Below are 25,263 nucleotides of genomic sequence, written 5' to 3' on the forward strand. Positions count from 1 at the left end.
GTATTGCTCCGTCAGGCTTTCGCCCATTGCGGAAAATTCCCCACTGCTGCCTCCCGTAGGAGTCTGGGCCGTGTCTCAGTCCCAGTGTGGCTGATCGTCCTCTCAGACCAGCTACTGATCGTCGCCTTGGGAGTCCATTACACTTCCAACTAGCTAATCAGACGCGAGCTCATCTTCAGGCAGTTAACCTTTCACCTCTCGGCACATCCGGTATTAGCCACCGTTTCCAGTGGTTGTCCCAGACCTAAAGCTAGATTCTCACGCGTTACTCACCCGTCCGCCACTGTGCCCTAAGGCACCGTTCAACTTGCATGTGTTAAGCATACCGCCAGCGTTCATCCTGAGCCAGGATCAAACTCTCCGTTTTGTTATCTTTCGAGTTTGTGGCTCCGAAAAAAATCTTTTCCGGAATCCTAGTTATAATTTCGATTATCTTTTTGGGAAATCCCAAAAGCAAAATCTTTTGACGAGGATTGGTTTTTTCTTAAGCTTTCAAAGTATTATGTTTTTCAGGTTCAGCGGTGGTTGGCATCTCTCGCTTTCCCACTTAACTAGAGTAACTAGTCATCCCCTAGTTTGTCAAGGGGTAAATTTATTTTTTTTCTAAAAATCCAAATTGCTTGCCTGGCATCGGTTTCAGGTGAATGGGTTAAGTAACGAGAGGGATGCAGAAACGAAGTGAGCTAAACTTTCCTGTATGAATAATGCACGTTGCTAGTTATTAGTGTCCCTAGATTGGATCTAATTCAGGTTTAATGATGATAATAATCATTATCGAAAAAGGCACTGAGCAGTCTTGCTGGAGGGATTTACCCTGAATTCAAACGCCCGAACTAACTATATATAATAATTAATGCGGAGCTTGCTTGCGGTTTAAGACTCTCATTCTATGGTTGGCACTTGTATCGACATTCAAGTACTCGAAGAGGTTACGCGATCGCCATCGCTATGTTCGCAAAGCTTCTCTAAGATGAGGATAGGCATGATCCGTTACAGTGAGTCTAGCGCTGTAAAAGGATTTCACAATTTATGAGCGAAAAATTTGGGGAAGCGGGAAAAACAAAAACTACCGCAGTCATTGCGGAAATTTAAGTGCGATTGCATGATGATTGTCCAATCAGATTTTTTAATTAGAATTTTTGAGAAAAAGCTAAAAACTAGACTAGGCAATAAATACAGATGATCCGACCGCGCAAGGTCTTTGCTCAACATTGGCTAAAAAGTGAAAAGGCGCTCAATGCAATTATTCAAGCAGCAGAGTGTACAAAAAGCGATCGCTCCACCAAAGGTGATCGCGTCCTGGAAATTGGCCCCGGAACCGGTATTCTGACTCGTCGTTTATTACCTTTAGTGCAATCTCTGGTTGCAGTTGAAATAGACCGAGACTTATGTCAACTGTTGTCGAAGCAGCTTGGTAAAACTGAAAATTTTTTATTGCTGCAAGGCGATTTTCTCACTCTAGATTTACCATCTTATCTAGCAGCCTTTCCCAATTTCCACAAGCCGAATAAGGTAGTAGCCAATATTCCTTACAACATTACAGGGCCAATCATTGAGAAACTACTGGGTACGATCGCTAACCCCAATCCCGAACCATTTGATTCAATAGTGTTGCTGGTACAAAAAGAAGTAGCAGAAAGGTTGTATGCTAAACCAGGCTCAAAAACCTTTGGGGCGTTGAGTGTGCGGGTACAGTATTTGGCTGAGTGTGAGTTAATCTGCACAGTTCCAGCGGCTGCATTCCATCCACCGCCAAAAGTCGATTCAGCAGTGGTGCGGTTGCGTCCCCGAAAAATAGAAATACCAGCGCTTAATCCCCGACAGTTAGAGAATTTCTTAAAGTTGGGGTTTGGTTCCAAGCGCAAAATGTTACGAAATAATTTGCAATCAGTTATAGAACGCGATCGCTTGAACCACTTACTGGAACAATTAAAAATAAATCCCCAAGCCAGAGCCGAAGATATCAGCGTTCAGCAATGGGTAATCCTAGCAAATGAGTTAGGAGTTAAAAGTGAGGAGTGAGGAGTTATGAGTGAATATATAGATGATTGCTTTGATTCAAAACCCAAAATTCATCCATTCCCAACTAGCAACCCATAACCCTTAAATTTTAACTTTCAAAATGCGTTCTTATAGCCTAATTGCCCCTGCTAAAATCAATTTGTATCTGGAAATCATTGGCGACCGTCCCGATGGCTATCATGAGTTATCGATGATACTTCAAAGTATCGGACTGGCAGACCAAATTGATATACATTCCATAAGCACTGACAGTATTCGCATTCGCTGTAACCACCCACAAGTACCGATAGATAAAAATAATCTGGCATACCGAGCAGCAGAATTAATGGCGATGCAATTTCCCGAAGCCTTCGCTCAATATGGGGGTGTGGAGATTAACATAAACAAGCAAATTCCCGTAGCAGCTGGGTTGGCTGGAGGTTCGACAAATGCAGCAGCTGTGTTGGTAGGGATAGATTTATTATGGAAATTGGGATTAACTCAGCCAGAATTAGAGGAGTTGGGAGGTACACTTGGTTCAGATGTACCATTTTGTGTAGCGGGTGGAACTGCGATCGCAACAGGTAGAGGTGAGCAACTTTCTGCCCTACCTAATTTAGATAATATATATGTAGTATTGGGGAAATACCGCAGGCTGGAAGTTTCCACGGCTTGGGCATACAAAACCTATCGACAGCAGTTTGGTAATTCTTATATCAGAGATAACGACAACTTGGCAGCGCGTGCTAATGCAGTTCATTCAGGAGCAATAGTAAAAGCTGTCCTAGATAAAGATGCGGGAAAAATTGCCCAAAAACTGCACAATGATTTAGAGCGGGTGGTATTACCAGCCTATCCTCAAGTATTGCAACTGCGAGAAGTGTTTGCAAATCAAGAAGGCGTTTTAGGAACAATGATGTCTGGCTCTGGACCAACAGTATTTGCTCTTTTTGAGTCGCAACAGCAGGCAGAACTAGTTTTGCTGCAAGTGAGAGAAGCAATTATTGATGAGGACTTAGAATTGTTTGTAACTCGGACAATCACACATGGTATTAAAGTGGCTTCGTCTGTTTAAATAATTCTTTTTGCTTAATGAAGCATAGGGAATAGACAAGAATTATTTCTAATGGCCCAATCTAAAATCTAAAATCGTATGAGTGACCAAAATTTAACGCCACAAACGGATACTAAAATACAGGCGACAGCAAGTCCGTTACGCTGTTTAACTGGGGCGGTTATTTCTGGAGGAATGGGATATGCAATGTATTCTCTGATGATTGCGATCGCTACAAATTTTGCTACTAAACCTGTCCATTCAATTAATCCATTGGTGATTAAAATTTCTTCTGCTGTTCGGACTCTGGTTGTTGGTGTAGTTGCTTTAGGAAGCGGGATATTTGCTATAGTAGCAATTGGTTTGTTGGCTTTGGGAGTGCAATTATTAGTGCAGGAATTGACTAAGCAAAAAAGTAGTGAAAACTAGTAATTTGCTTTTATCTCAATTCATCAATTCGGGTGGATCTCTTGCGATCGCTGGATACCAGCCAATTTCCAACACATATTGTGTCAAAACCTTGAGCTTTAATACCAATTCTGTATAAAGATGCGTCAAACTATATGAGGGACGAACCGCATAGACGCGGAACGGCTTCCCGCAGGATTGGGCGCATTCGGGTAGCGTCTCGTAGAGAAAGACAAAAACAAAGGAGAAGCCAAGAAAATTTGGCGCAGTCTCACACAGAATTGGTATAACGGGACTTAGACAAAAATTAAGCCCAAATCTTGACTTTGACAGATTTCGGGTTGACACTTTATAAACTGGCTCAATATTCGCAAATTTGTGTGGAATTGATACCAGCAACACTGAAGTTGATAGCAGCAACATTACTTGTGAGCAAAATTATGAATACAACCAATAAATATTTTTTACCCCTTATTTTTGTGACAATTATTGTCAGCCTCAGCAGTTGTAGTTCTAACCCCACCGCTCGTAATATTGACAGTGGAACGCCATCTTCTAACATAACACCGACGAATAGCTCATCGTCTCAGACTTCCGACCAGATTCCTAGCGTAGCTCAATTAAGAGAAAAATCTCCTAATAAAGAATCTCCGAAGGAAAATACGCCTTCCTCATCAACTCCTAAAGTTGCCGCTAGCAGAACTACCAACGTGACACTATATACAAGTGATACTCAGTGTCAACAACTCATTCCCGAAAAGGTTTCAGTACCAGCTGAGGAACCAGTGACAAATGTAGTAAGTAAAATTTTAGAAAAACGAGATACAAGCGACTTTAGCTTGTCTGGGTATCGTGTCAACATCAAAAATGGCATTGCTATAGTTGATTTGCGAATATCCCCTGATTCAAAGCGACAAATAGCTTCTCTTTCTAGTTGTGAACAGTTTGCTCTGTTTGGTAGTCTCCGCAAAACCTTAACAAGTAATGCCCAATGGAATATTAAAGAGGTTCGCTTCACCGAGCGAGGTGAAGACATTGTTCTTTAGTTAAATACGGTAGTAAGTGCCATCATCAGCTAGCTAAAAAGATTTTCCAATATGAACAGTTACAGGACTCATATATCAGAAGTATACTAAAGCAGTGCATATTTTAGCCAATTGAAAACAGCTGTAAATAGTGGTATAATTAATGTCAGCCATAAGTTGATAGCAGCAATTCGCGGGTGTAATTCAGTGGTAGAATGTCATCTTCCCATGGTGAACGTCGTGGGTTCGAGTCCCATCGCCCGCTTTAAAATCATAACCTAGCTCTTTATGTTATTGCTCCCGTTGGCACAGTTGCTTATGAGTTTGTTGAGTCAGACTTAACTAAGCATCTATAGTCTGCGGGCATTGTTACTACAATGCATATACTACAGGTTGCCGATAACACGCCGATGTTTAACAGACTGATATTTCTATTAAACTTATCCGAAAATTCAAAAAGCAGTCTGTGTCTGGCTTAGAAATGATTTCAATTCCAGAAATTGATTATGTGTTGCCCCCAATACGTGGTAGGCACAACTGATGAATTGTATTGTCAGCAGATTTTTAGCAATTTACGCACAAACGTCTATGCACTCGCTAATAGATGACAGCTAATGGTAAAAAACAATTAGCGATTCGCAATTAGCACTATGGCAAATTTTCTCCAACCACCAAGGTTACGCATTGGTGAAGACACTGAAGAAGAACGACACGCCACTTGGCTGGAACTGTTTTATGACTTGGTTTTTGTAGTTGCAGTTTCTCAACTTGCTCACAATCTCAACGAAGATGTCTCTTTATCAGGATTATTTGGGTTTGTAGTTCTATTTATACCAGTTTGGTGGTCATGGATTGGCACCACATTCTACGCCAACCGCTTTGACAGCGATGATGTGGGACATCGGCTGCTGATTGGTATACAAATGCTGACAGCAGCAGCAATGGCTATTAATATCCACCACGGTTTGGGTGAGAGTTCCCCTGGTTTTGCCATTTCCTATGCTCTCGGTCGCGCTGTGCTTGTAATAGAGTACGTTCGTGCTGGAAGACATATCCCCTCCGCACGTCCTTTGACTACTCGCTACGCTATCGGTTTTGCGATCGCAGCTTTGCTTTGGCTAATATCAGCATCTGTACCCATTCCTTGGCGATTCGGATTTTGGACACTGGGAATCATTATTGACTTTACCACACCCTTAACGGGACGGAAGTTTCAGATGGGGTTACTTCCCCACGCTTCCCACTTACCGGAACGTTTCGGGCTATTTACCATTATTGTCTTAGGTGAAGCAATCATTGCAGTGGTCAATGGTATTTCTGAACAGAAATGGGATGTTTTAACTGCGATTTCCGCCGTGTTTGGTCTAATTATCGCCTTTAGCTGGTGGTGGGTCTATTTTGATAATTTGGGTGGTAAACCTATTGAGATGGCACGGACACATGGAAAAGTTGGTGTTGTCAATCTCTGGCTCTACACTCATTTACCGCTAGTGATTGGGATTACTGCTGCTGGAGTTGGTGTAGAACAAATACTGTTGAGTAAGCCAACTTTAGCACTACCTGACTCCCAACGATGGCTCATCTGTGCTTCAGTAGCATTATGCTCTCTTGCTGTCAGCATTCTACACAGATTTGGGGTAATCCGTTATTGCAAAATTCGTTCCCAGTATCGACTTGGGGGTGCAGTTGTGCTACTAGCGATCGCCATCTTTGGCAAAGGTTTGTTACCTGTTGCAGTCATTGCCCTTGTAGGTGTAATTTCTGTTGCTCAAGTTGTTCAAGATTTATATCAGAGTCGTCCCACTACCCGCTTGGTTGACCCAGAAATCTAGCTTATAGCGTAGTAGTAGTAGCGGACATCTGCGCGCTACTACTATGTATCAACGCGAAATCAAATTTGGGTAATTATCTGTAAGGCATCTATCCTATGGAGGGTTTTAAGCAAAACATAAATAAATATTTATATAGTTATTTAAAGATTATGTAATTTCAGCATTCAAGCCCGACGCTGTAATGCTGAAAATTCAACGCATAGCTGTCTATCAGGGGTAACAGAACCAATGGATGAATGTCAAGATTAGGAGATGTACCTTTGGGTAGTGAAGTCAAGTAGGTGAAATATTTATTAATATATTTAATAGGAAGTGTAAATTCAACGTCAGGAGTCAGAAAAAATTCTTAATGGCAGGTATTTCACATCAATCATCAGATTTTTCACCAATGGAACAGAAGATCATGAAAGACCAAGAACGATCAGACTCTAAAGAATTCGTCGGAAATCTCAAGAATGGAATCTGGCTGTTCGGATTGTCATCCTGGGTATTCGGCATTACTGATCGCAGTATTGCTTCATTTGCGGATGGTTATCTATCTGCTTTGGATTTGACGCAACTATTCACGGCGGCTACGTTCTTTGTAGCGTGGCTATTTTTGAAACCGACATCCAGAGTTTAAGATAGGCGACTGGTTTGAGTATCGAGTCCTGAAAGGTAGAGCAGAAGTAATCAGATTAAATGCACATGGTAGGTACGTGGAAAAAATGACAGATCATTTTAATTCCACTCCAAAACCAAACTCTTGAGAGGTTTTACATAAATAGCAGAAGCTTGCTCTAGAAGGGCTTTGGGAATTGCCGGGTTAAGAAAAAGACGAAATCAGATTTTTGGAAGAATGCCTCAAAAAAGAGCCACGTACTTACAACAGTCGCCAACTCACCGAAAAATGAGAATGCAAAGCTGCTAGGGGAGTCGCTTCGCTAATGCTGAATTAAATTGAGTTCCGACAGATTATCAGGGGCCTTTATTGTATTGGTAAGCAAGAAGTGTTTACGCACACAGCTTAGGGGATATCGCTAAAAAATCAGGCCGAGTTTAGAAACCACTCAAAATGGCTAATCTATGGGACTACACGCATTCTCACTGGTAAAACCGAAACTCCCAATCTATGTGATACGTACAGAGCGATCGCACCATCTCGATACCAACCACTGAGATAACGCTAAAGGAACAAAGCCAAATAATGATAGTTGTCCCCCATGAGTATGCCCTGATAACATAGATTGTGGTTTGTATTGTGTTATCTTTGCTAACTCATCAATTGATTTGGGTGTATCCAAAAAAATTTTTCTAATTTTCCGGAATTGATTCTGCTCAAGTGGTAGTCTCTATCAGACAAGCGATTTATACTGAAACTCTATAACGAAACCTTCGGGGTATATAACCCCAAATTAAAAGCCCGGTCTTCATGACCGGGCTTTTTTGACAATTACGAGTTAGGAATTGTTCTTAACCCCTAACTGTTCATTAAATTAAGCAAACGCAGCAGTTGTCACATCGTTATTCGATAGAATTTCTTGCAACTCTTCAGCGTCTACCGTTTCTTTATCAACCAACATTTGGGCTATCTGATCTAAAATGTGACGGTTGCCCACTAACACTTCTTTAGCGCGTGTATAGGCTACATCCACAAGTTTGCGGACTTCTTCATCAATGGCTGCGGCGGTTTCTTCAGAGAAATCACGCTCTGACATGATATCCCGTCCCAGGAACATATTACCTTGCTGACGACCAAGAGCAACTGGGCCTAAGCGATCGCTCATGCCAAATCGGGTAATCATCTGACGCGCAACCCGTGCTACTTGTTGCAAGTCATTAGAAGCACCAGTGGTAACTTCTTCTTCACCAAAGATTAATTCTTCAGCAATTCGACCACCCAAAGCTACTGCCATCTGATTTTCCAGATAAGCGCGGCTGTATAAACCAGTGTCCATCCGGTCTTCGCTGGGAGTAAACCAAGTTAAACCACCTGCGCGACCGCGAGGGATAATGCTAATTTTCTGCACAGGATCATAGTCGGGCATCAAAGCACCAACTAAGGCGTGACCAGCTTCGTGATATGCTACCAAGGTTTTGCGCTTTTCGCTCATTACCCGGTCTTTCTTCTCTGGCCCAGCTAACACGCGATCAATCGCGTCGTTGATTTCATCCATCGAAATCTCAGTCAAATTCCGGCGTGCTGCCAGAATTGCGGCTTCATTCAGCAGGTTGGATAAATCTGCGCCAGTAAATCCAGGGGTACGACGAGCAATTTTATCCAAATCTACATCTTTTGCCAAGGTTTTGCCACGGGCGTGAACCTTGAGAATTTCGCTGCGTCCGGCATAGTCGGGACGGTCTACCACAACTTGACGGTCAAAGCGACCAGGACGCAATAGGGCTGCATCTAGAACATCAGGACGGTTGGTAGCGGCAATAATGATGATGCCAGTATTACCTTCAAAGCCGTCCATTTCAGTGAGCAACTGGTTAAGGGTTTGTTCTCGCTCATCGTTACCACCACCTAAACCTGCACCCCGTTGACGACCTACTGCGTCAATTTCATCGATGAAGACGATACAAGGAGCATTGGTCTTAGCTTGTTCAAATAAATCGCGGACGCGGGATGCGCCCACACCTACGAACATTTCTACAAATTCCGAACCGGAGATTGAGAAGAAGGGTACACCTGCTTCACCTGCTACAGCACGAGCTAGGAGGGTTTTACCTGTACCTGGAGGGCCGACTAATAGTACACCTTTAGGAATTTTTGCACCAACGGCGGTAAAGCGATCAGCGTTTTTCAGAAAGTCTACGACTTCGTTTAATTCCAACTTGGCTTGGTCAATACCAGCAACATCACCAAATGTCACCTGAGTTTGTGGTTCCATTTGCACTCTGGCTTTTGATTTGCCAAAGTTCATCGCTTGGCTACCTGGGCCACTTTGAGCGCGACGTAGTAAGAAGAATAAGCCAACCAAAAGCAATACAGGGAAAAATAAGCTGCTTAGTGCCTTAAACCAAAATCCTTCGTCGGTTTGGGGCAAAACAGAAATATCAACGCCTTTTGAAGTCAGAGTATTGATCAGGTCTGGATCGTTGACTAAGGTCACAATCCGTTTAGCTGGGTCATATTTGGGTGTAACCAAGGCTGTAGAACGGTCTGCACTCAAACTGACTTTTTCTACTCTGCCTTGTTGAACTTCTTGAATGAAGCGACTATATCGCCATGTTTCTCTGCTTTGGGGTTGTTTGTCAAAAAATGCTGTTCCCAGCGCAATGACGACAATAAACAGCAGTGCGTACAGCCCTGCATTTCTCCATCTTTTATTCACTAAGGTCTATCCTCCTGTATTTTTCGCGCCATCGCGTAGCGTCTCTGCTCGGAAAAGTCATTATTAAGAATTATGTTAACTTATCTTAAGTGTAACAAAGTGACGTAGCTATCATGCTATGAAAAGCTCCCTTATTTGCTGAAAACTAGGATGGTAGGGATTATATTGTAACGACCCTGAAGGCTGATGAACGGTATGAATGGGAATAATTTCGACCACACTATTAGTGTAGGCGATCGCTTCAAATCTCTGCACTAGCTCCACCGTCCAAGGTTCTTCCCGCACAGGCTGTTGGTGGTTTTGCAACCAGTTTACAAGTTGCGATCGCACAATTCCCGGCAAAATTCCAGCCTTTATTGGTGGCGTGTACCAGCTGCAATCGTACCATCCCCAAAGGTTGCCTGTGCTGGTTTCTAGCCAATTTCCTTGAGCATCAACTAATATTGCTTCTTGAGCATCTAAACTAGTTTTTGCCAACCAAGCACTCAAATAGTTTCCAGTTTTATGAGAGGGGAGAGAACGATAAAATTCCGAACTGGCAACAGCGCAGAATACACCATTATTTTGTTTTTCTGTCAAATCTTGTGGTAATAATCTGCCAGTTATCCATTCCCGCCCATCGGGAAAAAGGGTAATTCTGAGAACGGGGAAGTGGGCGAGAAGAATTTGAGCGCCTTGACGCACAAGCTCCCAATCAGGTTGCTGCCAACCAAAAGTTTGTATTGAGGAGAGTAAGCGATCGCAGTGTGCTTGCCAATTAGTTAAATTACTATCTAGCAAGTTTTCATAAACTCTCAATGTTGTAAAAACAGTTGCCCCATAAAGTAATCCTGGATCGTTAATTTTTAACTCTAAACTTTGAGACTTAATTAGTTTCCCCTTATACCAAAAAACATCATTTTTCACAACCAGATTGCCTGTTGCTACAACTGTATTCCAAAGTGATGACTTGTAATGTTCATGCGCTCCATGAGATAAAACCTGTGAGCAGCAAATCGCTGAACGCCAGAATCAAGACTAAGGTGTTCACAGTCATGATTTCTTGCATATTCAATTAGCCATTGAAATAACTGTTGACCATAACCTTGTGAGCGCTTCAACTCATCAACAACTAAGTCATCAATATATAAAAACTTACCTGATGCTAAACACGTAGAAATGCGAAATCCAGCCACTGCCACAGCTTGCCCCTCAATTTCCAAGAATGCAAGTTGATATCCTTCTTTCATTTGATATCGAACTTGTTCTATAAACTTAGCTTGTTTAAGATGAGGACGCAGCTGAGACATAACAGGAAAACACTCTAATATTTTACAGTCAGATTCTGCTAATTGTATTGATATCACTATTACTCCTAATGATATTGCGTGTAAGGTATGGAGAGGATAGCAATTTTACAAAATTTTATTTGTTTGCAGCAAGATGCTATGAATGACAACTTAATCCTTTGGTGGAAATAAAATTTTATGAGTACCTTCAAGAGTTGTAATTACTTTTCCTCCCAAAGCTTCTATTTCCCTGATTGCTCGTTTCTGAGTTCTTTCATCAACTTGATTATTTAAAACCATTGACCAAGTAGAAATTTGAGCATATTTACTGTTAGGATTTCGACTCAAAAATTCAGCAGTTTTTCGGGAACTATTAGCTACACCCTGACTCTCTGCATCTGAAAAGTTACTAGCCCAGTCTGCCGCCGTTGCAAAAGACTTTTGAGATGCTTGATAATTGCCTAAAAATAGTAACTCATCAATTCCTTTATAACGCCATACGTAATAAGACTTTTCGGGAACGAAGGGAGATAGTGATTTTAGCCCTTTCTCTGATAGTGCGATCGCACGTTCTGGCATAGCAGCATACAATGAAGTGCTGATAGAAAGACTTCGATACGCTGCTAAAAATCGTGGGTCACGTTCTAGAATGACTTCAAAATATTCTGGACTTAAACTATAACCCGTTTTATCTCTAACTTCATCATCTCCGAAATATTGTGAAAAATTGAGATATACCAAGTCTGCAATGAAATTATCATAACCAAAACTAGGTGCTTTTTTGAGAAAATTAAGACGGAGATTTTCTGATTTTATTTCTTTCTCTAGAGTTTCTAAAGAGGCAGATTGTTTGCTATTTATTAGTTTTTGCAATTGGGGGAATTGAATCAAGCCAACTCCTAATATACATACACAAGCTACTATAGGTGTAGTAAAAGCTTGGCGCGATAACAACATATTCATTCCTCTTTTTTATTTTTTTGATCACAGCCACATAATTCTATATATAGTGGCATGGTAAAAGTCTGCTAGCAATTGCATATCTACGCTTTGCTAGGTCAAATACAAAATAGATTGACTAAAATAAGTTTGTTAATTAGTATAACATTATACTTTTTTCTTTGTCTTTAGATCAGGAATATGCTTATGACACTTTGTTTACAAGTAGGAACTAATTTATCCCGATTGATAACGAAGTGCTCAAAAGCTAATTCAAGAATTATTTCAGAGTCATGCCCCTTAAGAAAGCTAACGCAGTAACTCCAAAATCTAAAATAGTATTGTCCTTTGTCTAAGATAAACTTGGCTTTGAAAAATTGTAAACTTACATTTCTTTATAAAAGAATTTTTTGAATTATTAAGTTACTTTTAGTTTAGTTAATTTTATTAAGTAAGATTTTTGGAAATTTTGATATAACATATAATTGTATTTTGTTTATATTTAAATCTGTAACCTTCAAAATGTCATGGTAAATAATACGCTTAACGAAAACACGGAAAGTAATGTTCTTAGCGAGATTGGTGAAACTAATAGTCATTTTAGGAAACCAAGTAGTGAATTTAAAAGAAAAGTTAGGAAACTGAATACTAATGGAGAAAAATTCAATATTGATGACATTATTGATGCTATTCAAACAGCAATAGTTGAAGTTGTAGAATTAGAAATTACAACTTGGGTTCCAGAGTCTTCTGAACAACTGCAAGAGCAACAAATTGCTAAACCAGGTAATCGAATGCACACCATAATAAATCTAATTGATGGTGATATAAACAATGAAGTTGGTAGCCAGTTTGTTGGTAGTGGCCCATATACAGAACTCCGGGAATTTCATCTAAGCCAAATCAAGGAAAGTCGGGAGATTATGCAAAAAAATATAGAAAGTTTGCAGAAGTTGTATGGATTTTTTATAGAGATTATGAAATCTCGAAAAACTTCACAACAATCTCCATCCCGTCCATAGTAGTTATTTATTAATAGTCACACTGAAATACCTACAGCATAGGAATTTGTCTAAACCTGTAGGTTAATTTGTTTTAGAAAAATAAAGGAAACTATTACTATGTCTAACAGAATTCAAGAGCAGGCTAGAGATTTGCTGGGAAAATTAGTCTCATCTGTAAATGGATTAGTTGATGATATTACAGCTTTAGAAGTAAATACAATGGTTGTGGAGCAAATTACTGGCGCAAAGTTTAATGCTTGGCAAGCATATGAAGAGATTTATTCAATAAATGACAAAGACTACTTTGATGTCAAAGGAATTCCAAATCCAGACAATTTAAATTTAACAGAACAAGAAAAAACTCAAGCTGATGAATTACGAAAACGTTATACAAGTCTATTCTCGCAACTTGAAAGAGAGTATTTTTATATTCTCCTTGAAAAAAGTACTGAAGCTAGTGAGCCAGACTCCAGGATAATACAATATCAAGAGCGTCTTAAATATCAGGTGGAACATAAAGCAAATATTGTTCCAACGGATCAGGTATATATAAAGCTAGCTCGACCAATATTGCCTGCTCCAGCTCCTGTTGCAGATGAACAAGATAATCAAAAAAATTTGCGACAAAGGTGGCAAGAGATTGAAGAACTTTTGAATAATGGTAAATTTATTCGTACCTTGCGAAAAATGTCTGAACTTAAAGCTGCACTTGATGGTGGTCAAATCACAAGTGTAGATATTGACGTTATTTATGCTCAAACTGTTATGCAGCTAGATGGAGATATTATCAGCCGTTATCATAAAAAGCTATTTCAATTACCTGAAGGAGATAGAGATTTAATCCTAAAAATTCATAATGAAGGGGTAGTCGCTGGAGAAAAACAGTGGCGTGGAACGCTAGATTTTCTGATTGGTATTGTACAAAATATCGCAAAATTATCCCGAAATGAACGCTTATAAAACATACACAGATCATCAAGTTGATGTTCAACTAACCTTTATTGTACAAATTCCTCAAGGCACTCCTATTGAACTTAAAATTAAGGTTGAACCAGGACAATATAGTTTTTATCTAAATAAGATAGTTTTAAAAAAAATTGAGGCAGCGCGAAAAATAGGCGGTTCTCTGTATATTCCGCCAAAATTATTAGCTTATCTTTGGTATTATAATTGTTTTAGCGATAACATTTCTTTTAGGAAAAGTACTGTAGCATACAATAATTTAGTAATTTCTAAAAAAAACTTAAAAATTTTTGACAATACTTTTATAGTAAATTTTATCAAATTATTATGGAGTAAATCATTACAAAAAAAATCGACGTTACAATATGGACTTACTTTTAATTTTTATTATAGAGAAGATACATCAGCTTTATATTTTTGGAAAGAACAAGATATTGTTTTACAAAGTAATGTTTTATTCTACGGCGACATCATTCACAAAATCAAAAGTAACTTTATCCAAAATCCTGATTGTTTAAATGTTGTTTATGTCCATTATTGGCTTATTGAACAAATATTAGGCTATCTTCGGACTAAATTAAACCTACTAGCTTGGGAGCTAGCTTCGCTATTTCCTGGGGCTTTTATAGCTTGGAAATTACCTTTAATACAATCACTTACAATTTCATTATCAATACTTGCTGGGCTAGTAATATCATTTGTATTTGCTACTATTCGGTATTGGCTTGTTAATCAACTTCCGAGATGGACTTATATTGGTACTTACTATCGAAATTGGCTAGCGTGGGGATTAACTTGTGTTACTTCTGGTATTTTTCTTAGTCCCACTAATTTCTTGTTTTTGCTATTTTTGTCACTACTTGGGCCGCTATTACAATGGATTTTTAGTTTTTTATTAGGGCAAGTTGGTAAAGGTTTTCTGCGTTGGTTACTAGCTTGAAAATGGGGAACAGGGCAACCAGACTAAATAAGACTTTTTAATTACGAATTACATATTACAAAGTTTTTTCAACAACCTCCAAGATCAATTGAGCGATCGCTCAATTTTATTGAGTATTTATCACTAATAACCGCACTGCTGAATCCGATAGCCCTAATTTTTTGTTAGGACACAAACAAGCTTGTCAAGAATAAATAAGTTTAGCGATCAGAGTACTTATTCGCTCAAACTCTACCAAAGTCGAAGTGTTAATGCAAGAGGTTGAGCTTACTGAGTATAAAATTTACATTGGTATTACAAATAGTCTATCTTTGGTATAGTATTTTATGGGCTATGTAAAGAGTTGTAACAATAACTAATACTTGGCATAAAACTAACAGTTTGAACCCGATATCTGAATATAGCTATGTTGGTATTGTTCCATCTAGTTAAACCAAGATTTACACACTTTCATACAGAATTTCTCAAGTTAAAAAGGCTTTTGAAGTATCAAAAGTTCGCTCTTTCCTGCAACATTATTGCAAGATAAAACTTGCCCTGTCTAAATTGAGCAAAACTAGTTCTTTCATCCAAATTATTTAACGAAATGAGGTCACAAGAATGGTAACTCTCAGCGTAGAACAACAAGAATTAGAAGAATTAAAAGATCCGGCAGCAACCACATTCGATACTTCACAAGCACAAATAATTAAACCAGTATCTTTTACAAATGAGAATACTCGATTAGAAAGTCTAGCGCTACTAGAAACAGGTACGAATGTTGCATCTAATACTACAATCTCCAAGCCACTCTCTGGCAAGCAAAAAAGCGAGTTGGTCAGCACTTTGGCGCTTGAAGACAGAAATTTTAAAACTGCCTTGGGGCTTGGGGGTAAAGGGTTTAACACTGTTAAGTCGGTTAAAAGCGATGCGATTCAAGCTGATATTGTCTCTGAGGATGGAGGCAATGTTGACAATGTCATAACTGGTTTGGATAAAGATAGTAATCAAGTAATTAGAGGCACGCCAAATGCGGATATTCTCATTGGTGCTAATGGGGATGACATCATAACTGGTTTAGGTCTCAATGATATAGTCTTAGGTGGCGATGGAGATGACCTCATTAGCGGAGGAAGTGGAAACGACTTCCTCCTGGGCGCTGCTGGCAAAGATATCATCTTTGGAGACAATAGTGCCAGTGGAAATCCAGACTTAATTGCAAGTGGCAATGACACCATTTTTGGTGGTGATGGAAACGATAAACTCTATGGTCAAGGCCTTCAAGATGAAATCTATGGTGATTTTGGTGATGACTATATTGAAGGTGGAGCAGACAACGATAAAATTAATGGTGGAGACGGCAACGACGTACTTTATGGTGATGACATAGAGAACAATTCCGGTGTAAGTGGTAACGATACAGTTTCTGGTAACAATGGCAATGATATAATTTATGGTGGTCGAGGTAATGACTCTCTCCAAGGTGATGATGGAAACGATTTACTAGTTGCTGGACAGGGTTACGACTCTCTTAATGGCGGTATTGGTAATGATGTATTGATTGGTACTGATACAGAGTTCTATGGTCAACAGCAACAAGGATTTGGCTTTGGCGAACAAGATATTTTAATCGGTGGAGAAAATAACGACACATTTGTTCTTGGACTTGAAAAAGCAAATACTAGAAATGTAGATGGTAATGATAGTGTTATTAATAGTGTAGTTTTATACAATGATGGCAATTTTAACGCCAACGGTATTCAAGACTACGCTCTGATTAAAGACTTTGGTTTCATTAATGACGGTGTTATCCGTGGTGTAGATAAAATTCAGCTAGCAGGTTCAGCAAGCCAGTATTTACTGGGTGCATCTCTTGATAGTTCGATATCGGGTACGGGAATATTTTTTACCCAAGGTCAATTTGTGGCTGAACTCATCGGTATTGTTGAAGGAATTTCGCTCTCCAATCTAAGTCTTTCTAATAGCGATCAATTCATTTTTGTTTGACTAGAAATTCAGACTCAAGGTATTGAACCAAAATATTGTCTGAGCGTTACTGCACGTCTTAAAGGCTTCCAATTAAAAAAATATCCAACTTGTAGGGTGCGTTATATCTGCGGTGAATGCACCATGATTGATTAGATAAATTAAGATTTTGCGTTACTTGCCCACGGCATCCTACGCGAACATTAATGCACCCTACAAATTAAGATTGGATGATTTATTTTTTGGTAGTCATTTAATAGCAGAAGGCAAAAAAACTACCTTATTCCTACTTGCAAAAAAAAGGAACAAAAGCTTTATGGCTTCAGATATTGTTATCCAGTTTGCTGAAATACTCGAAAATCCGACAATCTTTCCTGATGAACAGGGAAAACTGGAAATTGTTGTTAAGAATCAAGGTGATACAGGGTTCAATGGGCCTGTAAACCTCAAATTGTATGGATCAACCGATAAAGTTCTTGACATCAATTCCCTAAACACACTCGAACAATCAAGGGGTGCAAGCGATTTACTCAGGGGCAAAGATGAGTTTTTGGGCAGTTTGAATGCTCAAACGGTTAATTTAGCGCCTGGTCAATCTAAAACATTTACTGTGGATTTTGCAGGATCTGAGTTCCGGACTGCAAGTGTTGTCTCTCCAGGACTCTACTATCTGATTGGACAGGTAGAGCCAGGTAGTAACGTTACTGAAAGTAATACCGCCAACAATGTAGCCAGCCAGTTAATTACTGGAGGTGACGTTGTGATTCAATGGAATTCAATTCTCTTAAATGCCATACAAGCATCGGGAACAGCACCTCCACTAGCGGCACGTAATCAGGCGATCGTTCAGGCGGCAGTTTTTGATGCCGTCAACGCAATTGACCGGAGTTATAAGCCTTATTTAGTAAACATCAGCGCGTCGGAAGCTGCCGGGGCATCAAAAGAAGCTGCGGCAGTTGAAGCTGCCTACCGAACGCTGGTCAATTTGTTCCCAAATCAAAAAACTACGTTCGATGAACAGCGGCAAAGGTCTCTTGCAGAAATCCCGGATGGTACGGCTGAGAACAACGGCATTGCGATCGGAAACAGGGTTGCCCAGCAAATACTGGATAACCGGAAAAATGATGGTTCAAGTACTGCACAAGGGCCATACACGCCGGGAACTGGCTTTGGTGATTGGAAGCCAACTTTTACCGATGGTGAAACAACAAATAATAGTACCAATTTTGCATCAGCAGCATTGCCTCAGTGGGGTCTAGTAACTCCCTTTGCTATAGACAGTGTTGTCCTGTTCCGTCCAGATACTTCCCCTGAATATGGTAGCCCTCAGTATACGAGAGATTTTAATCAAGTTAAGGCGCTTGGTGCTGAAAACAGCACTGTTCGCACCGCAGATCAGACGGAAATTGCCCAATTCTGGGCTTACGATCGCGGCGATACTTTCAGGCCACCAGGTCAGTTTAACGAACTCGCCCAAGAAGTAGCATTGGCTCAAAACAATACTCTGGAGGAGAATGCCCGTTTATTTGCGCTGCTGAACATTGCTCAAGCTGATGCGGGTATTGTTGCCTGGGACACCAAATATGTCTATGAGCAATTGCGCCCAATTACTGCAATCCGTAATGCGGATCAAGACAACAATCCCAATACGATTGCTGATCCTAATTGGGAGCCGTTACTAGATACCCCACCATTCCCCGATTACATATCTGGGCATTCTGTATTTGGTGGTGCATCAGCCGAAATTCTGAAACTTTTCTACGGTACTGATAACATCAGTTTTGATATTCCTTCACAAGAATTACCTGGTGTTGCTCGCTATTACGGCAGCTTTTCGCAGGCAGCCCAAGAGGATGCTGATAGCCGGATTTTTGGTGGTGTTCATATCGAAGCAGCCACTATAGACGGGGTGGGAGTAGGTAGGAATGTCGCCAGTTCCGTGTTTAATAGCTTTTTGACTCCGGTTTAGATACAGCAGTTTGCAGCTAAATGAAGTACAGAACCAAGGATTCACAAATCAAATTATTCTTCTCCCTCCTGCCTCCAGCATAGCTGCCTCCTGCCTCAAAACCAGTGACTTTGTACCTCATGCAAAAGAAAACTGCTGTATACTCACAGATTTTAAATTTTGGATTTTGGATTGAAGATTCAAAATCCAAAATTTAAAAAGTCTGAGAGCAAGCGAATTTCAACATGAGAATCAATTTAAAAGCCTAAAGCTAAAACTAAATGGAAATATCAAATATGGATTAAGGTTAAAAACCATATCTTTCGTAAGGGCACAGCAATGCTGTGCCCCTACAGCATCGTCTATTTACGTAGTTTACCGCCGTAGGCATCACAGGATAATTAAGAAAAGCCTGAAAACTTCCTATTTGAGATAATGCATATCACGATGCATTTGTACAGTGCGTAAGTTCTAATATTCTCCTTTTGATGAAAACTTATAGCTATCTTTATTCTCTACGACCCTACTCTTTCTCAAAGTTATGACTGTAGTTTTACAAGTCGGGAACCGCACTATCACATCTGAAGAAATTGTCCCTTTACTAGCTAGTTATCAATTGCTGCCTCGGTTGTTATTTGAATTAATTATTGATGAAGCGATCGCTCCTTTTACCCATACGCTTGAGGAAGAAGAGAGTGCTTATGAGAAGTTTTGTCAAAAAAATCACTTGGATTCAAATAGAGAACTTCAGACTTGGCTAAAACGCAATGGCATGACAGCACAACAACTACAAACTTATGTTAGGCGATCGCTAAAAATTGAAAAATTTAAGCAGGCTACTTGGGGAAACCAACTGGAATCTTACTTCCGAAGTCGCCAGTCGGAGTTTGATCAGGTGCTTTTTTCTTTAATTCAGACTAATGATTTGGCTGCCCAAGAACTCTATTTTCGTATCCTAGAAAAAGAAGCAGATTTTGCTGAACTCGCCCGCAAGTACTCTCAAGATGCTAATGCGTCTAATGGCGGGTTAATCGGGCCAGTTTCTCTAAGTAATTGCCACCAAACGCTGGCAAAGATGCTATCTGTTAGCCAACCTGGTCAACTTTGGCCTCCCACTCGCTTAGGGGAATCGATGGTGATCCTCAGAATGGAAAAGTTGATTCCAGCGCAGTTAGATGATCTCATGCGCCAGCGACTTTTGAGTGAACTTTTCGCAGCTTGGTTACAAGAGCAGTTCAATCAAATAGGTGAAATAGGTATGCTGCCCTAGTCAAACTATTTGTAGCTCAATAACTATTTTTTAATAATTGCCAACACTGCCCGGCGATCGCCCAATCTTCTTGAGTATGGATAACTAATACTCGCACTGCTGAATCGGGTGTGGCAATATCCTCATCAACAGGCTGCTGTTGATTTCTCTCAATATCAAGTTTCAATCCTAAAAAACCAAAGGCTTCACAGGCGGCTTGGCGAATTTCCGCAGAGTGTTCACCTACGCCTGCTGTGAACACCAAAGTATCTAACCCGCCCAAACTACTAAGCATTGCACCGATACCAGAACGCAGGCGGTGTACGTAGATATCCCACGCTAGTTGAGCGCGGAAATTACCTTGAGCAATCGCTTCTCTTACCTCACGCATATCGCTAGATACACCCGAAATTCCTTTTAATCCAGAGGCTTTATTTAATATATGATCCAACCTTTCGACGGAGTAATCACAGTACTGCAATAGGTAAATCAAAATTCCCGGATCAACTGAACCAGAACGATTACCCATCATCAATCCGTCTAGGGGTGTGAATCCCATTGTGGTATCAATGCTGCGACCGTTTTTAATCGCCGCCAAAGAGCAGCCATTACCCAAATGACAAATAATTAACCGCTCAGGGGGAACATCTTGACCGAGAATTTGGGCAGCATGTTGAGAACAATATTGGTGACTGATACCGTGAAACCCATAGCGACGGATACCTTGTTCTACCCACTCATAGGGCCCGGGATAGATTGCTGCGGCATCGGGTAGAGTGGCATGAAAACCAGTATCAAAGACTGCTACTTGAGTGACATCTTTTAAGATTTTTTCAATTGCTTCTATGCCTGATAAAGCGGCTGGATTATGTGCTGGAGCTAGGTTAGATAGACGAGCGATCGCCTTTTTAACATCCTCGGTAATTACCACACTATCTCGATAATCCTCTCCACCATGTACTATCCGATGCCCCACCACATCGATTTCTGACAACCGATCGATTACCTTGGTATCACCATCACTAAGTGTATTGAGTATATAAGAGAGGTGTGCCTGTGGAAAATCACCAGAAATTGATTTTTGCAGTGTTGCACCCGTACCAGTTTTCACATCAATTTCTGCCACACCCCGATCTTGAATCCAGTTGATTTTCCCTTCCCAAATGGGTTGGGCTGCTTGGGTAGGGAGAGCATTATCTGCAATCTCATACAGACAACTCTTTTGGCTGCTCGATCCGGCATTCAGCACCAATATCTTCATATAACAACATAAAAACACGATCTCCTTTGATCGTGTCACTAAGTGTAACCTTATGCTTCTACCCTATAGGCATAATATCCAGCAAAGGTGTGTTTTTAGGGATAAAACTTGCTGAATGATTTTTCAAAGCGATAGCTCATAGATTTTCTATCTCTGTAGTAGCATCTTTAAAGCGAATCAAACTCTCATCTGCAAGATTTGTTGGAGTGGTTAATTGCCCGTATAAATATTGATTTGTTATATTGTTTTTATTTAGTTGAACCATAATTTTTCTCCGATACTTCTGGTTTAATGTCCGAGGGAATTATTATCGAGGCTTCCCACAGTTTTGCAAGTAGTTATCAAAGCGAACTTCTGCTGTTTCGAGTGAACCGTTTTCATTCAAATAACGTACTTTAAAATTAGTAACTACAACATCGCCCGAATCATATCCAAGAATGCGATCAAGAAATTTTGTAGGAGGAACTTCATAAGGACCGCCGGGATTGACGGAACAGCATTCTGGATACAATCCTATATATTCATCGAAGCTTTTATACTTAATGTGCTTGGGATCTGGGAAGTTTTCTATCGGTAATGTATCCCGGCTATTTTGATAATCAAATACTGCTCTAATTTTTTCTTCGTTACTTAGGTAACGCATTTCTGCAAAACAGAAGCCAGAATAGTTTAAACCAAAATAAATAAAAAGAATTAGCAGCACGCCACCGACAAATAAAAACCTTTTCAAGATCAGACCTCAATGCTTGTGAGCCTCAGTTATTTTCACTATTTTCGGTCGATGTATATAATTTTTTAGCGATTGATTTTTCCTCAATGTAAACGACTCGTATTTATTACCTGTATAAACCCATTTGAAAATCTCACATCTGTAAATTTTCTTACTTACTTTATCCGAGTCATTTAAAACTCGTAATATCTTTTGTAACATCTCGCTGGGTTCTATCCATCAATGGAGCGATCGCACCCAAAAAACTATTTAGAACCCTGCCATCGGTGTTGAATGAGAGCATTTTTCAAATCCCCAATTGCTGACTTCGACCATCCACTCAATGTGCCGAAGATAATTCGATTTTGTGGAAACCAAGTTGTTTCAAAAGATTCACCATCTTGGCTCTCAAACCGTAACCGCCAGAATGGATCGCTTGAATCTGCTAATCCATATTCGTCAAGCTTCTGCTCATCAAATTTCTCCCTAACGGGATGATTCACCTCTATGCAGTAGACTTTCCACTTTGTTCGATGCACTTCACCCGACCAAAGTAACTGCTCAGGCAATGGGTCTTGTTTGAGGCTTTCAGCAACCATAAAAATAAAAGTGTTTGCCTTGCAAATATGATCGCTACTAATTCAACAGCATAATCTCATACTACTAAAGTTTTATTCTAGCTAACTCGGCAAATTATCAACCCGCATTAAATCCAATTCGCGTTCAAAAATTTCATCAATTGGCAACATTTGACCATCAACAGTCATAAATTTATGGTCTTTTGTTGCCCGAATTATTGAACCATCTTCCAAACAATACTCAAACACCTCTTGTTGTCCGCGATCGTGCCACTGTGCTACAGGTTGCGTGTAAATATTTCCATTATTATCAACGCTGTACACATTACATTCAATACGTTTTTCTACAATCTCTCCAATCAGCAGGAATCCATATTCTACTGTCAATATTTCCGTGTCATAGCTTAAACAATATTCAGCAAACTTCAACATTTGCTCAAATAATTCATCCGCAACTTTTTTCTGAACGCCATTTTTCGCTGCGCCATCCACGAATTTTTCGCGCTGTTTTTGCATCTCAGAAACTTTCTTCTTACCCATGGCCCGGCGCAGCAAGTCAGCTTGTCCTAAGGAATATCCAGCCATATCCTGAGCAATTTTCATGATTTGCTCTTGATAGACCATAATTCCATAAGTTTCGTCTAATATCGTTTCCAGAATGGTGTGTTGATAATCAATCTTTTCTCGACCATGTTTGCGGTTAATAAACTTAGGAATCAATCCTGCATCTAATGGCCCAGGTCGATAAAGTGCCAAAATTGAAGAAATATCTTCTATATTAGAAGGTTTCAAATCTCGCACTATCTGACGCATACCAGAGGATTCTAATTGAAATATCCCTTCTAACTCACCTGCTTCTAATAGTTCATAAGTTTTTTGTACATCTTTTGGTAGAGTACTATGTTCACCTTTAGCTAATATCTTCTGTGCTTTTCTTTCTTGATGGGTAATTTCATCAGGGTCAACACGATATCCTTTAGTTTCTTGAATTAAATCAAGGGTTTTTTGAATCAGTGTCAGGTTCCGCAAACCCAGAAAATCCATTTTCAACAAACCCATTGATTCCAAGTCTTCCATGAAATACTGGGTTATCACAGAACCGTCATTATTCTTCTGTAGCGGCACAATTTCATCAAGTGGATCGGCAGAAATTACTACACCTGCTGCATGAACACCAAAAGTTTTATTAGTTCCTTCAATTCGCATCGCCATGTCAAGCCAATGGCGAACATGGGGTTCTTTATCATATTTCTGTTTAAACTCTGGTTCTGGGGTTTGATCGGAAACCATCACCTTGAGTTTCGTTGGTTTACCCCGCACCACAGGAATTAATTTCGCCATTTTATCAGCTTCCCCATAAGGAATGTTCAATACTCTGGCGACATCTTTCAAAACTGCTTTAGATGTTAGGCGGTTAAAAGTAATAATTTGGGCAACTCTATCTGCACCATATTTCTCAGTTACATAATCAATAACTTTATCCCGTTGTTCAATACAGAAATCCGTATCAATATCAGGCATGGATTTCCGTTCTGGGTTCAGAAAACGTTCAAATAGTAACCCATGATGTACAGGGTCAATATTAGTAATTCGCATTGCATAGGCAACTAATGAACCAGCCGCCGAACCTCGACCAGGTCCCACAGGAATGTTATTATCCCTAGCAAACTTGATGTAATCCCAAACAACTAAAAAATATTTGGAAAAACCCATTTGTTGAATCATTTTTAGTTCGTATTCCAATCTTTCTTTATAGACGGAATCGACTTCTTGGCGAGATTTGCGATTTAAGCGTTCTAAAAGTCCACTCCATGCAACATCTTCGGCGTAAGTGTCAGCAGTATGACCAGAGGGAATTGGAGGTGTAGGAATCTGAGGCTCACCCATAATATGGTAAGGCTCGACTTTATCAGCAACTTCCTCCGTGGTAGCGATCGCTTCGCTGATCACATCATCCGGCAAATGGTCACGAAATAGCTGCTGCATCTCCTCACCAGATTTGAGATATTCTGTGCCACTATAACGCATTCGCTTATCTTCAATAATTAGCTTGCCAGTTTGAATACATAGCAAAGCGTCGTGGGCTTCAACGTCAAAACAAGAAATAAAATGAGAATCATTAGTCGCAACAATTTTAATGCCAAGCTCGCGCGCAATTTTGACGATTTCAACATTAACAATTCGGTCTTCTTGGGAGCCGTGGTCTTGAATTTCTAAATAATAGTCATCACCAAATACGTCTTTATACCACTGAGCAACTTTCCGGGCTGCATCTGGTCTATTACTGAGAATCGCTTGGGGAATTTCTCCACCCAAACAAGCACTGGTGACAATCAAGCCTTCATGATATTGTTTTAGTAAATCTTTATTAATACAAGGACGAGAAAAAATTCCTTTGCCTTGAACACCTTTGAGGTGAGAAATTGTAGTTAATTTGACTAAATTTTTGTAACCTTTGGTATTTTTAGCTAAAACAACTTGATGATATTTGGGACGGCGTTCTTGTTTCTCAATATCGCCGTTAATTATATACATTTCATTGCCGATAATCGGCTTAATATTTTGACTACGGCAGATTTTGATTAGTTCAACGGCTCCATACATGACACCATGATCGGTAAGGGCGATCGCTTTCATACCCAGTGCGATCGCTTGATTTACCAACTCTGGTAGCTGACTTGCCCCATCGAGTAGACTATAGTCACTGTGAATATGTAAAGGTACAAAGGACATAAGCATCTCCAACCACAAGCCAAGATATCTCTAGGGGCCTACCTTGTGGTATACCCTTTCAAGCCTGAT

The 25,263-nt window shown here is 40.0% G+C and carries 23 protein-coding genes, 1 tRNA gene and 1 rRNA gene; 13 read left to right on the plus strand and 12 right to left on the minus strand.

The window, feature by feature from the left end; genetic code table 11:
* Positions 1–367: ribosomal RNA gene (locus H6G96_RS12770) — 16S ribosomal RNA — on the minus strand; the annotation flags it as partial.
* An 812-nt stretch (positions 368–1,179) separates the two neighbouring features.
* On the opposite strand from H6G96_RS12770, the gene rsmA reads away from it, so the two are divergent.
* The 3 genes from rsmA (at position 1,180) to H6G96_RS12785 (ending at position 3,484) form a co-directional block, all read left to right on the plus strand.
* On the plus strand, positions 1,180–2,022 hold the full coding sequence (gene rsmA, locus H6G96_RS12775) for a 16S rRNA (adenine(1518)-N(6)/adenine(1519)-N(6))-dimethyltransferase RsmA (protein ID WP_190911813.1): 843 nt from the start codon (positions 1,180–1,182) through the stop codon (positions 2,020–2,022).
* 100 nt (positions 2,023–2,122) lie between these two features.
* The gene (gene ispE, locus H6G96_RS12780; protein ID WP_190911814.1) at positions 2,123–3,076 is read left to right on the plus strand and encodes a 4-(cytidine 5'-diphospho)-2-C-methyl-D-erythritol kinase; all 954 of its coding nucleotides are present in this window, start codon (positions 2,123–2,125) and stop codon (positions 3,074–3,076) included.
* Positions 3,077–3,154: 78 nt separating this feature from the next.
* Positions 3,155–3,484, plus strand: coding sequence for a DUF3082 domain-containing protein (locus H6G96_RS12785; RefSeq protein ID WP_190729961.1), 330 nt, complete (start codon positions 3,155–3,157; stop codon positions 3,482–3,484).
* Between the two features lie 15 nt (positions 3,485–3,499).
* On the opposite strand, the gene H6G96_RS12790 is transcribed toward H6G96_RS12785, so the two are convergent.
* Positions 3,500–3,811, minus strand: coding sequence for a hypothetical protein (locus tag H6G96_RS12790; RefSeq protein ID WP_206757669.1), 312 nt, complete (start codon positions 3,809–3,811; stop codon positions 3,500–3,502).
* Positions 3,812–3,903: 92 nt separating this feature from the next.
* Between H6G96_RS12790 and H6G96_RS12795 the strand changes: the two genes are divergently transcribed.
* The 4 genes from H6G96_RS12795 to H6G96_RS12810 all read left to right on the plus strand — a co-directional run bounded on the left by H6G96_RS12795 (position 3,904) and on the right by H6G96_RS12810 (position 6,942).
* Positions 3,904–4,509, plus strand: coding sequence for a sporulation/spore germination protein (locus H6G96_RS12795; RefSeq protein ID WP_199339517.1), 606 nt, complete (start codon positions 3,904–3,906; stop codon positions 4,507–4,509).
* 172 nt (positions 4,510–4,681) lie between these two features.
* Positions 4,682–4,753 (plus strand) — tRNA-Gly (locus H6G96_RS12800).
* Positions 4,754–5,138: 385 nt separating this feature from the next.
* Positions 5,139–6,320: a low temperature requirement protein A gene (locus tag H6G96_RS12805; protein WP_190911815.1), complete on the plus strand. Its 1,182-nt coding sequence runs from the start codon at positions 5,139–5,141 to the stop codon at positions 6,318–6,320.
* Positions 6,321–6,723: 403 nt separating this feature from the next.
* On the plus strand, positions 6,724–6,942 hold the full coding sequence (locus tag H6G96_RS12810) for a hypothetical protein (RefSeq protein WP_190911816.1): 219 nt from the start codon (positions 6,724–6,726) through the stop codon (positions 6,940–6,942).
* 487 nt (positions 6,943–7,429) lie between these two features.
* Here the strand turns inward: H6G96_RS12810 and H6G96_RS12815 are convergent, their stop codons facing one another.
* The 5 genes from H6G96_RS12815 to H6G96_RS12835 all read right to left on the minus strand — a co-directional run bounded on the left by H6G96_RS12815 (position 7,430) and on the right by H6G96_RS12835 (position 11,862).
* Positions 7,430–7,603 carry a hypothetical protein gene (locus H6G96_RS12815; protein ID WP_190911817.1) on the minus strand — a complete coding sequence of 58 codons (174 nt, stop codon included), beginning with the start codon at positions 7,601–7,603 and terminating at the stop codon, positions 7,430–7,432.
* Between the two features lie 192 nt (positions 7,604–7,795).
* The gene (gene ftsH3, locus H6G96_RS12820; RefSeq protein ID WP_190729958.1) at positions 7,796–9,637 is read right to left on the minus strand and encodes an ATP-dependent zinc metalloprotease FtsH3; all 1,842 of its coding nucleotides are present in this window, start codon (positions 9,635–9,637) and stop codon (positions 7,796–7,798) included.
* Positions 9,638–9,748: 111 nt separating this feature from the next.
* Positions 9,749–10,543, minus strand: a complete 795-nt coding sequence (locus H6G96_RS12825; RefSeq protein WP_190911818.1) for an aminotransferase class IV — start codon at positions 10,541–10,543, stop codon at positions 9,749–9,751.
* A 17-nt stretch (positions 10,544–10,560) separates the two neighbouring features.
* The gene (locus tag H6G96_RS12830) at positions 10,561–10,926 is read right to left on the minus strand and encodes a GNAT family N-acetyltransferase (RefSeq protein ID WP_199339523.1); all 366 of its coding nucleotides are present in this window, start codon (positions 10,924–10,926) and stop codon (positions 10,561–10,563) included.
* Between the two features lie 150 nt (positions 10,927–11,076).
* Positions 11,077–11,862, minus strand: a complete 786-nt coding sequence (locus tag H6G96_RS12835; RefSeq protein WP_190911820.1) for a hypothetical protein — start codon at positions 11,860–11,862, stop codon at positions 11,077–11,079.
* A 509-nt stretch (positions 11,863–12,371) separates the two neighbouring features.
* On the opposite strand from H6G96_RS12835, the gene H6G96_RS12840 reads away from it, so the two are divergent.
* The 6 genes from H6G96_RS12840 (at position 12,372) to H6G96_RS12865 (ending at position 19,934) form a co-directional block, all read left to right on the plus strand.
* Positions 12,372–12,866, plus strand: coding sequence for a hypothetical protein (locus H6G96_RS12840; protein ID WP_190911821.1), 495 nt, complete (start codon positions 12,372–12,374; stop codon positions 12,864–12,866).
* A 99-nt stretch (positions 12,867–12,965) separates the two neighbouring features.
* The gene (locus H6G96_RS12845) at positions 12,966–13,808 is read left to right on the plus strand and encodes a hypothetical protein (protein WP_190911822.1); all 843 of its coding nucleotides are present in this window, start codon (positions 12,966–12,968) and stop codon (positions 13,806–13,808) included.
* Positions 13,795–14,751, plus strand: a complete 957-nt coding sequence (locus H6G96_RS12850; protein ID WP_190911823.1) for a hypothetical protein — start codon at positions 13,795–13,797, stop codon at positions 14,749–14,751. The genes H6G96_RS12845 and H6G96_RS12850 overlap by 14 nt, the downstream gene beginning before the upstream one ends.
* 600 nt (positions 14,752–15,351) lie before the next feature.
* Complete coding sequence (locus tag H6G96_RS12855) at positions 15,352–16,737, plus strand: calcium-binding protein (protein WP_190911824.1); 1,386 nt, start codon at positions 15,352–15,354, stop codon at positions 16,735–16,737.
* Positions 16,738–17,032: 295 nt separating this feature from the next.
* Positions 17,033–18,685, plus strand: a complete 1,653-nt coding sequence (locus H6G96_RS12860; RefSeq protein ID WP_190911825.1) for a vanadium-dependent haloperoxidase — start codon at positions 17,033–17,035, stop codon at positions 18,683–18,685.
* Positions 18,686–19,205: 520 nt separating this feature from the next.
* On the plus strand, positions 19,206–19,934 hold the full coding sequence (locus tag H6G96_RS12865; RefSeq protein ID WP_190911826.1) for a peptidylprolyl isomerase: 729 nt from the start codon (positions 19,206–19,208) through the stop codon (positions 19,932–19,934).
* A 16-nt stretch (positions 19,935–19,950) separates the two neighbouring features.
* Here H6G96_RS12865 and H6G96_RS12870 read toward each other — a convergent pair whose 3' ends face one another.
* From H6G96_RS12870 to H6G96_RS12885, 5 genes are all read right to left on the minus strand, one after another.
* Positions 19,951–21,174, minus strand: a complete 1,224-nt coding sequence (locus tag H6G96_RS12870) for an acetate kinase (RefSeq protein ID WP_190911827.1) — start codon at positions 21,172–21,174, stop codon at positions 19,951–19,953.
* A gap of 136 nt (positions 21,175–21,310) precedes the next feature.
* On the minus strand, positions 21,311–21,439 hold the full coding sequence (locus H6G96_RS42365) for a hypothetical protein (protein WP_277932913.1): 129 nt from the start codon (positions 21,437–21,439) through the stop codon (positions 21,311–21,313).
* Between the two features lie 42 nt (positions 21,440–21,481).
* Positions 21,482–21,904 carry a hypothetical protein gene (locus tag H6G96_RS12875; protein ID WP_190911828.1) on the minus strand — a complete coding sequence of 141 codons (423 nt, stop codon included), beginning with the start codon at positions 21,902–21,904 and terminating at the stop codon, positions 21,482–21,484.
* 245 nt (positions 21,905–22,149) lie between these two features.
* Positions 22,150–22,482, minus strand: a complete 333-nt coding sequence (locus H6G96_RS12880) for a hypothetical protein (RefSeq protein WP_190911829.1) — start codon at positions 22,480–22,482, stop codon at positions 22,150–22,152.
* A gap of 81 nt (positions 22,483–22,563) precedes the next feature.
* Positions 22,564–25,194, minus strand: a complete 2,631-nt coding sequence (locus H6G96_RS12885) for a DNA polymerase III subunit alpha (protein WP_190911830.1) — start codon at positions 25,192–25,194, stop codon at positions 22,564–22,566.
* Between the last annotated feature and the right edge of the window lie 69 nt (positions 25,195–25,263).

It is taken from the genome of Nostoc sp. FACHB-892 (assembly GCF_014698795.1).
Lineage (GTDB): Bacteria > Cyanobacteriota > Cyanobacteriia > Cyanobacteriales > Nostocaceae > Nostoc.

Excerpts from the sequence above, each read along its gene's own strand:
- rsmA (WP_190911813.1), top strand. The coding sequence starts at position 1,180 with ATGATCCGACCGCGCAAGGTCTTTGCTCAACATTGGCTAAAAAGTGAA.
- ispE (WP_190911814.1), top strand. The coding sequence starts at position 2,123 with ATGCGTTCTTATAGCCTAATTGCCCCTGCTAAAATCAATTTGTATCTG.
- H6G96_RS12785 (WP_190729961.1), top strand. The coding sequence starts at position 3,155 with ATGAGTGACCAAAATTTAACGCCACAAACGGATACTAAAATACAGGCG.
- H6G96_RS12795 (WP_199339517.1), top strand. The coding sequence starts at position 3,904 with ATGAATACAACCAATAAATATTTTTTACCCCTTATTTTTGTGACAATT.
- H6G96_RS12805 (WP_190911815.1), top strand. The coding sequence starts at position 5,139 with ATGGCAAATTTTCTCCAACCACCAAGGTTACGCATTGGTGAAGACACT.
- H6G96_RS12810 (WP_190911816.1), top strand. The coding sequence starts at position 6,724 with ATGAAAGACCAAGAACGATCAGACTCTAAAGAATTCGTCGGAAATCTC.
- H6G96_RS12830 (WP_199339523.1), bottom strand. The coding sequence starts at position 10,926 with ATGTCTCAGCTGCGTCCTCATCTTAAACAAGCTAAGTTTATAGAACAA.
- H6G96_RS12835 (WP_190911820.1), bottom strand. The coding sequence starts at position 11,862 with ATGTTGTTATCGCGCCAAGCTTTTACTACACCTATAGTAGCTTGTGTA.
- H6G96_RS12840 (WP_190911821.1), top strand. The coding sequence starts at position 12,372 with ATGGTAAATAATACGCTTAACGAAAACACGGAAAGTAATGTTCTTAGC.
- H6G96_RS12845 (WP_190911822.1), top strand. The coding sequence starts at position 12,966 with ATGTCTAACAGAATTCAAGAGCAGGCTAGAGATTTGCTGGGAAAATTA.
- H6G96_RS12850 (WP_190911823.1), top strand. The coding sequence starts at position 13,795 with ATGAACGCTTATAAAACATACACAGATCATCAAGTTGATGTTCAACTA.
- H6G96_RS12855 (WP_190911824.1), top strand. The coding sequence starts at position 15,352 with ATGGTAACTCTCAGCGTAGAACAACAAGAATTAGAAGAATTAAAAGAT.
- H6G96_RS12860 (WP_190911825.1), top strand. The coding sequence starts at position 17,033 with ATGGCTTCAGATATTGTTATCCAGTTTGCTGAAATACTCGAAAATCCG.
- H6G96_RS12865 (WP_190911826.1), top strand. The coding sequence starts at position 19,206 with ATGACTGTAGTTTTACAAGTCGGGAACCGCACTATCACATCTGAAGAA.
- H6G96_RS12870 (WP_190911827.1), bottom strand. The coding sequence starts at position 21,174 with ATGAAGATATTGGTGCTGAATGCCGGATCGAGCAGCCAAAAGAGTTGT.
- H6G96_RS42365 (WP_277932913.1), bottom strand. The coding sequence starts at position 21,439 with ATGGTTCAACTAAATAAAAACAATATAACAAATCAATATTTATACGGG.
- H6G96_RS12880 (WP_190911829.1), bottom strand. The coding sequence starts at position 22,482 with ATGGTTGCTGAAAGCCTCAAACAAGACCCATTGCCTGAGCAGTTACTT.
- H6G96_RS12885 (WP_190911830.1), bottom strand. The coding sequence starts at position 25,194 with ATGTCCTTTGTACCTTTACATATTCACAGTGACTATAGTCTACTCGAT.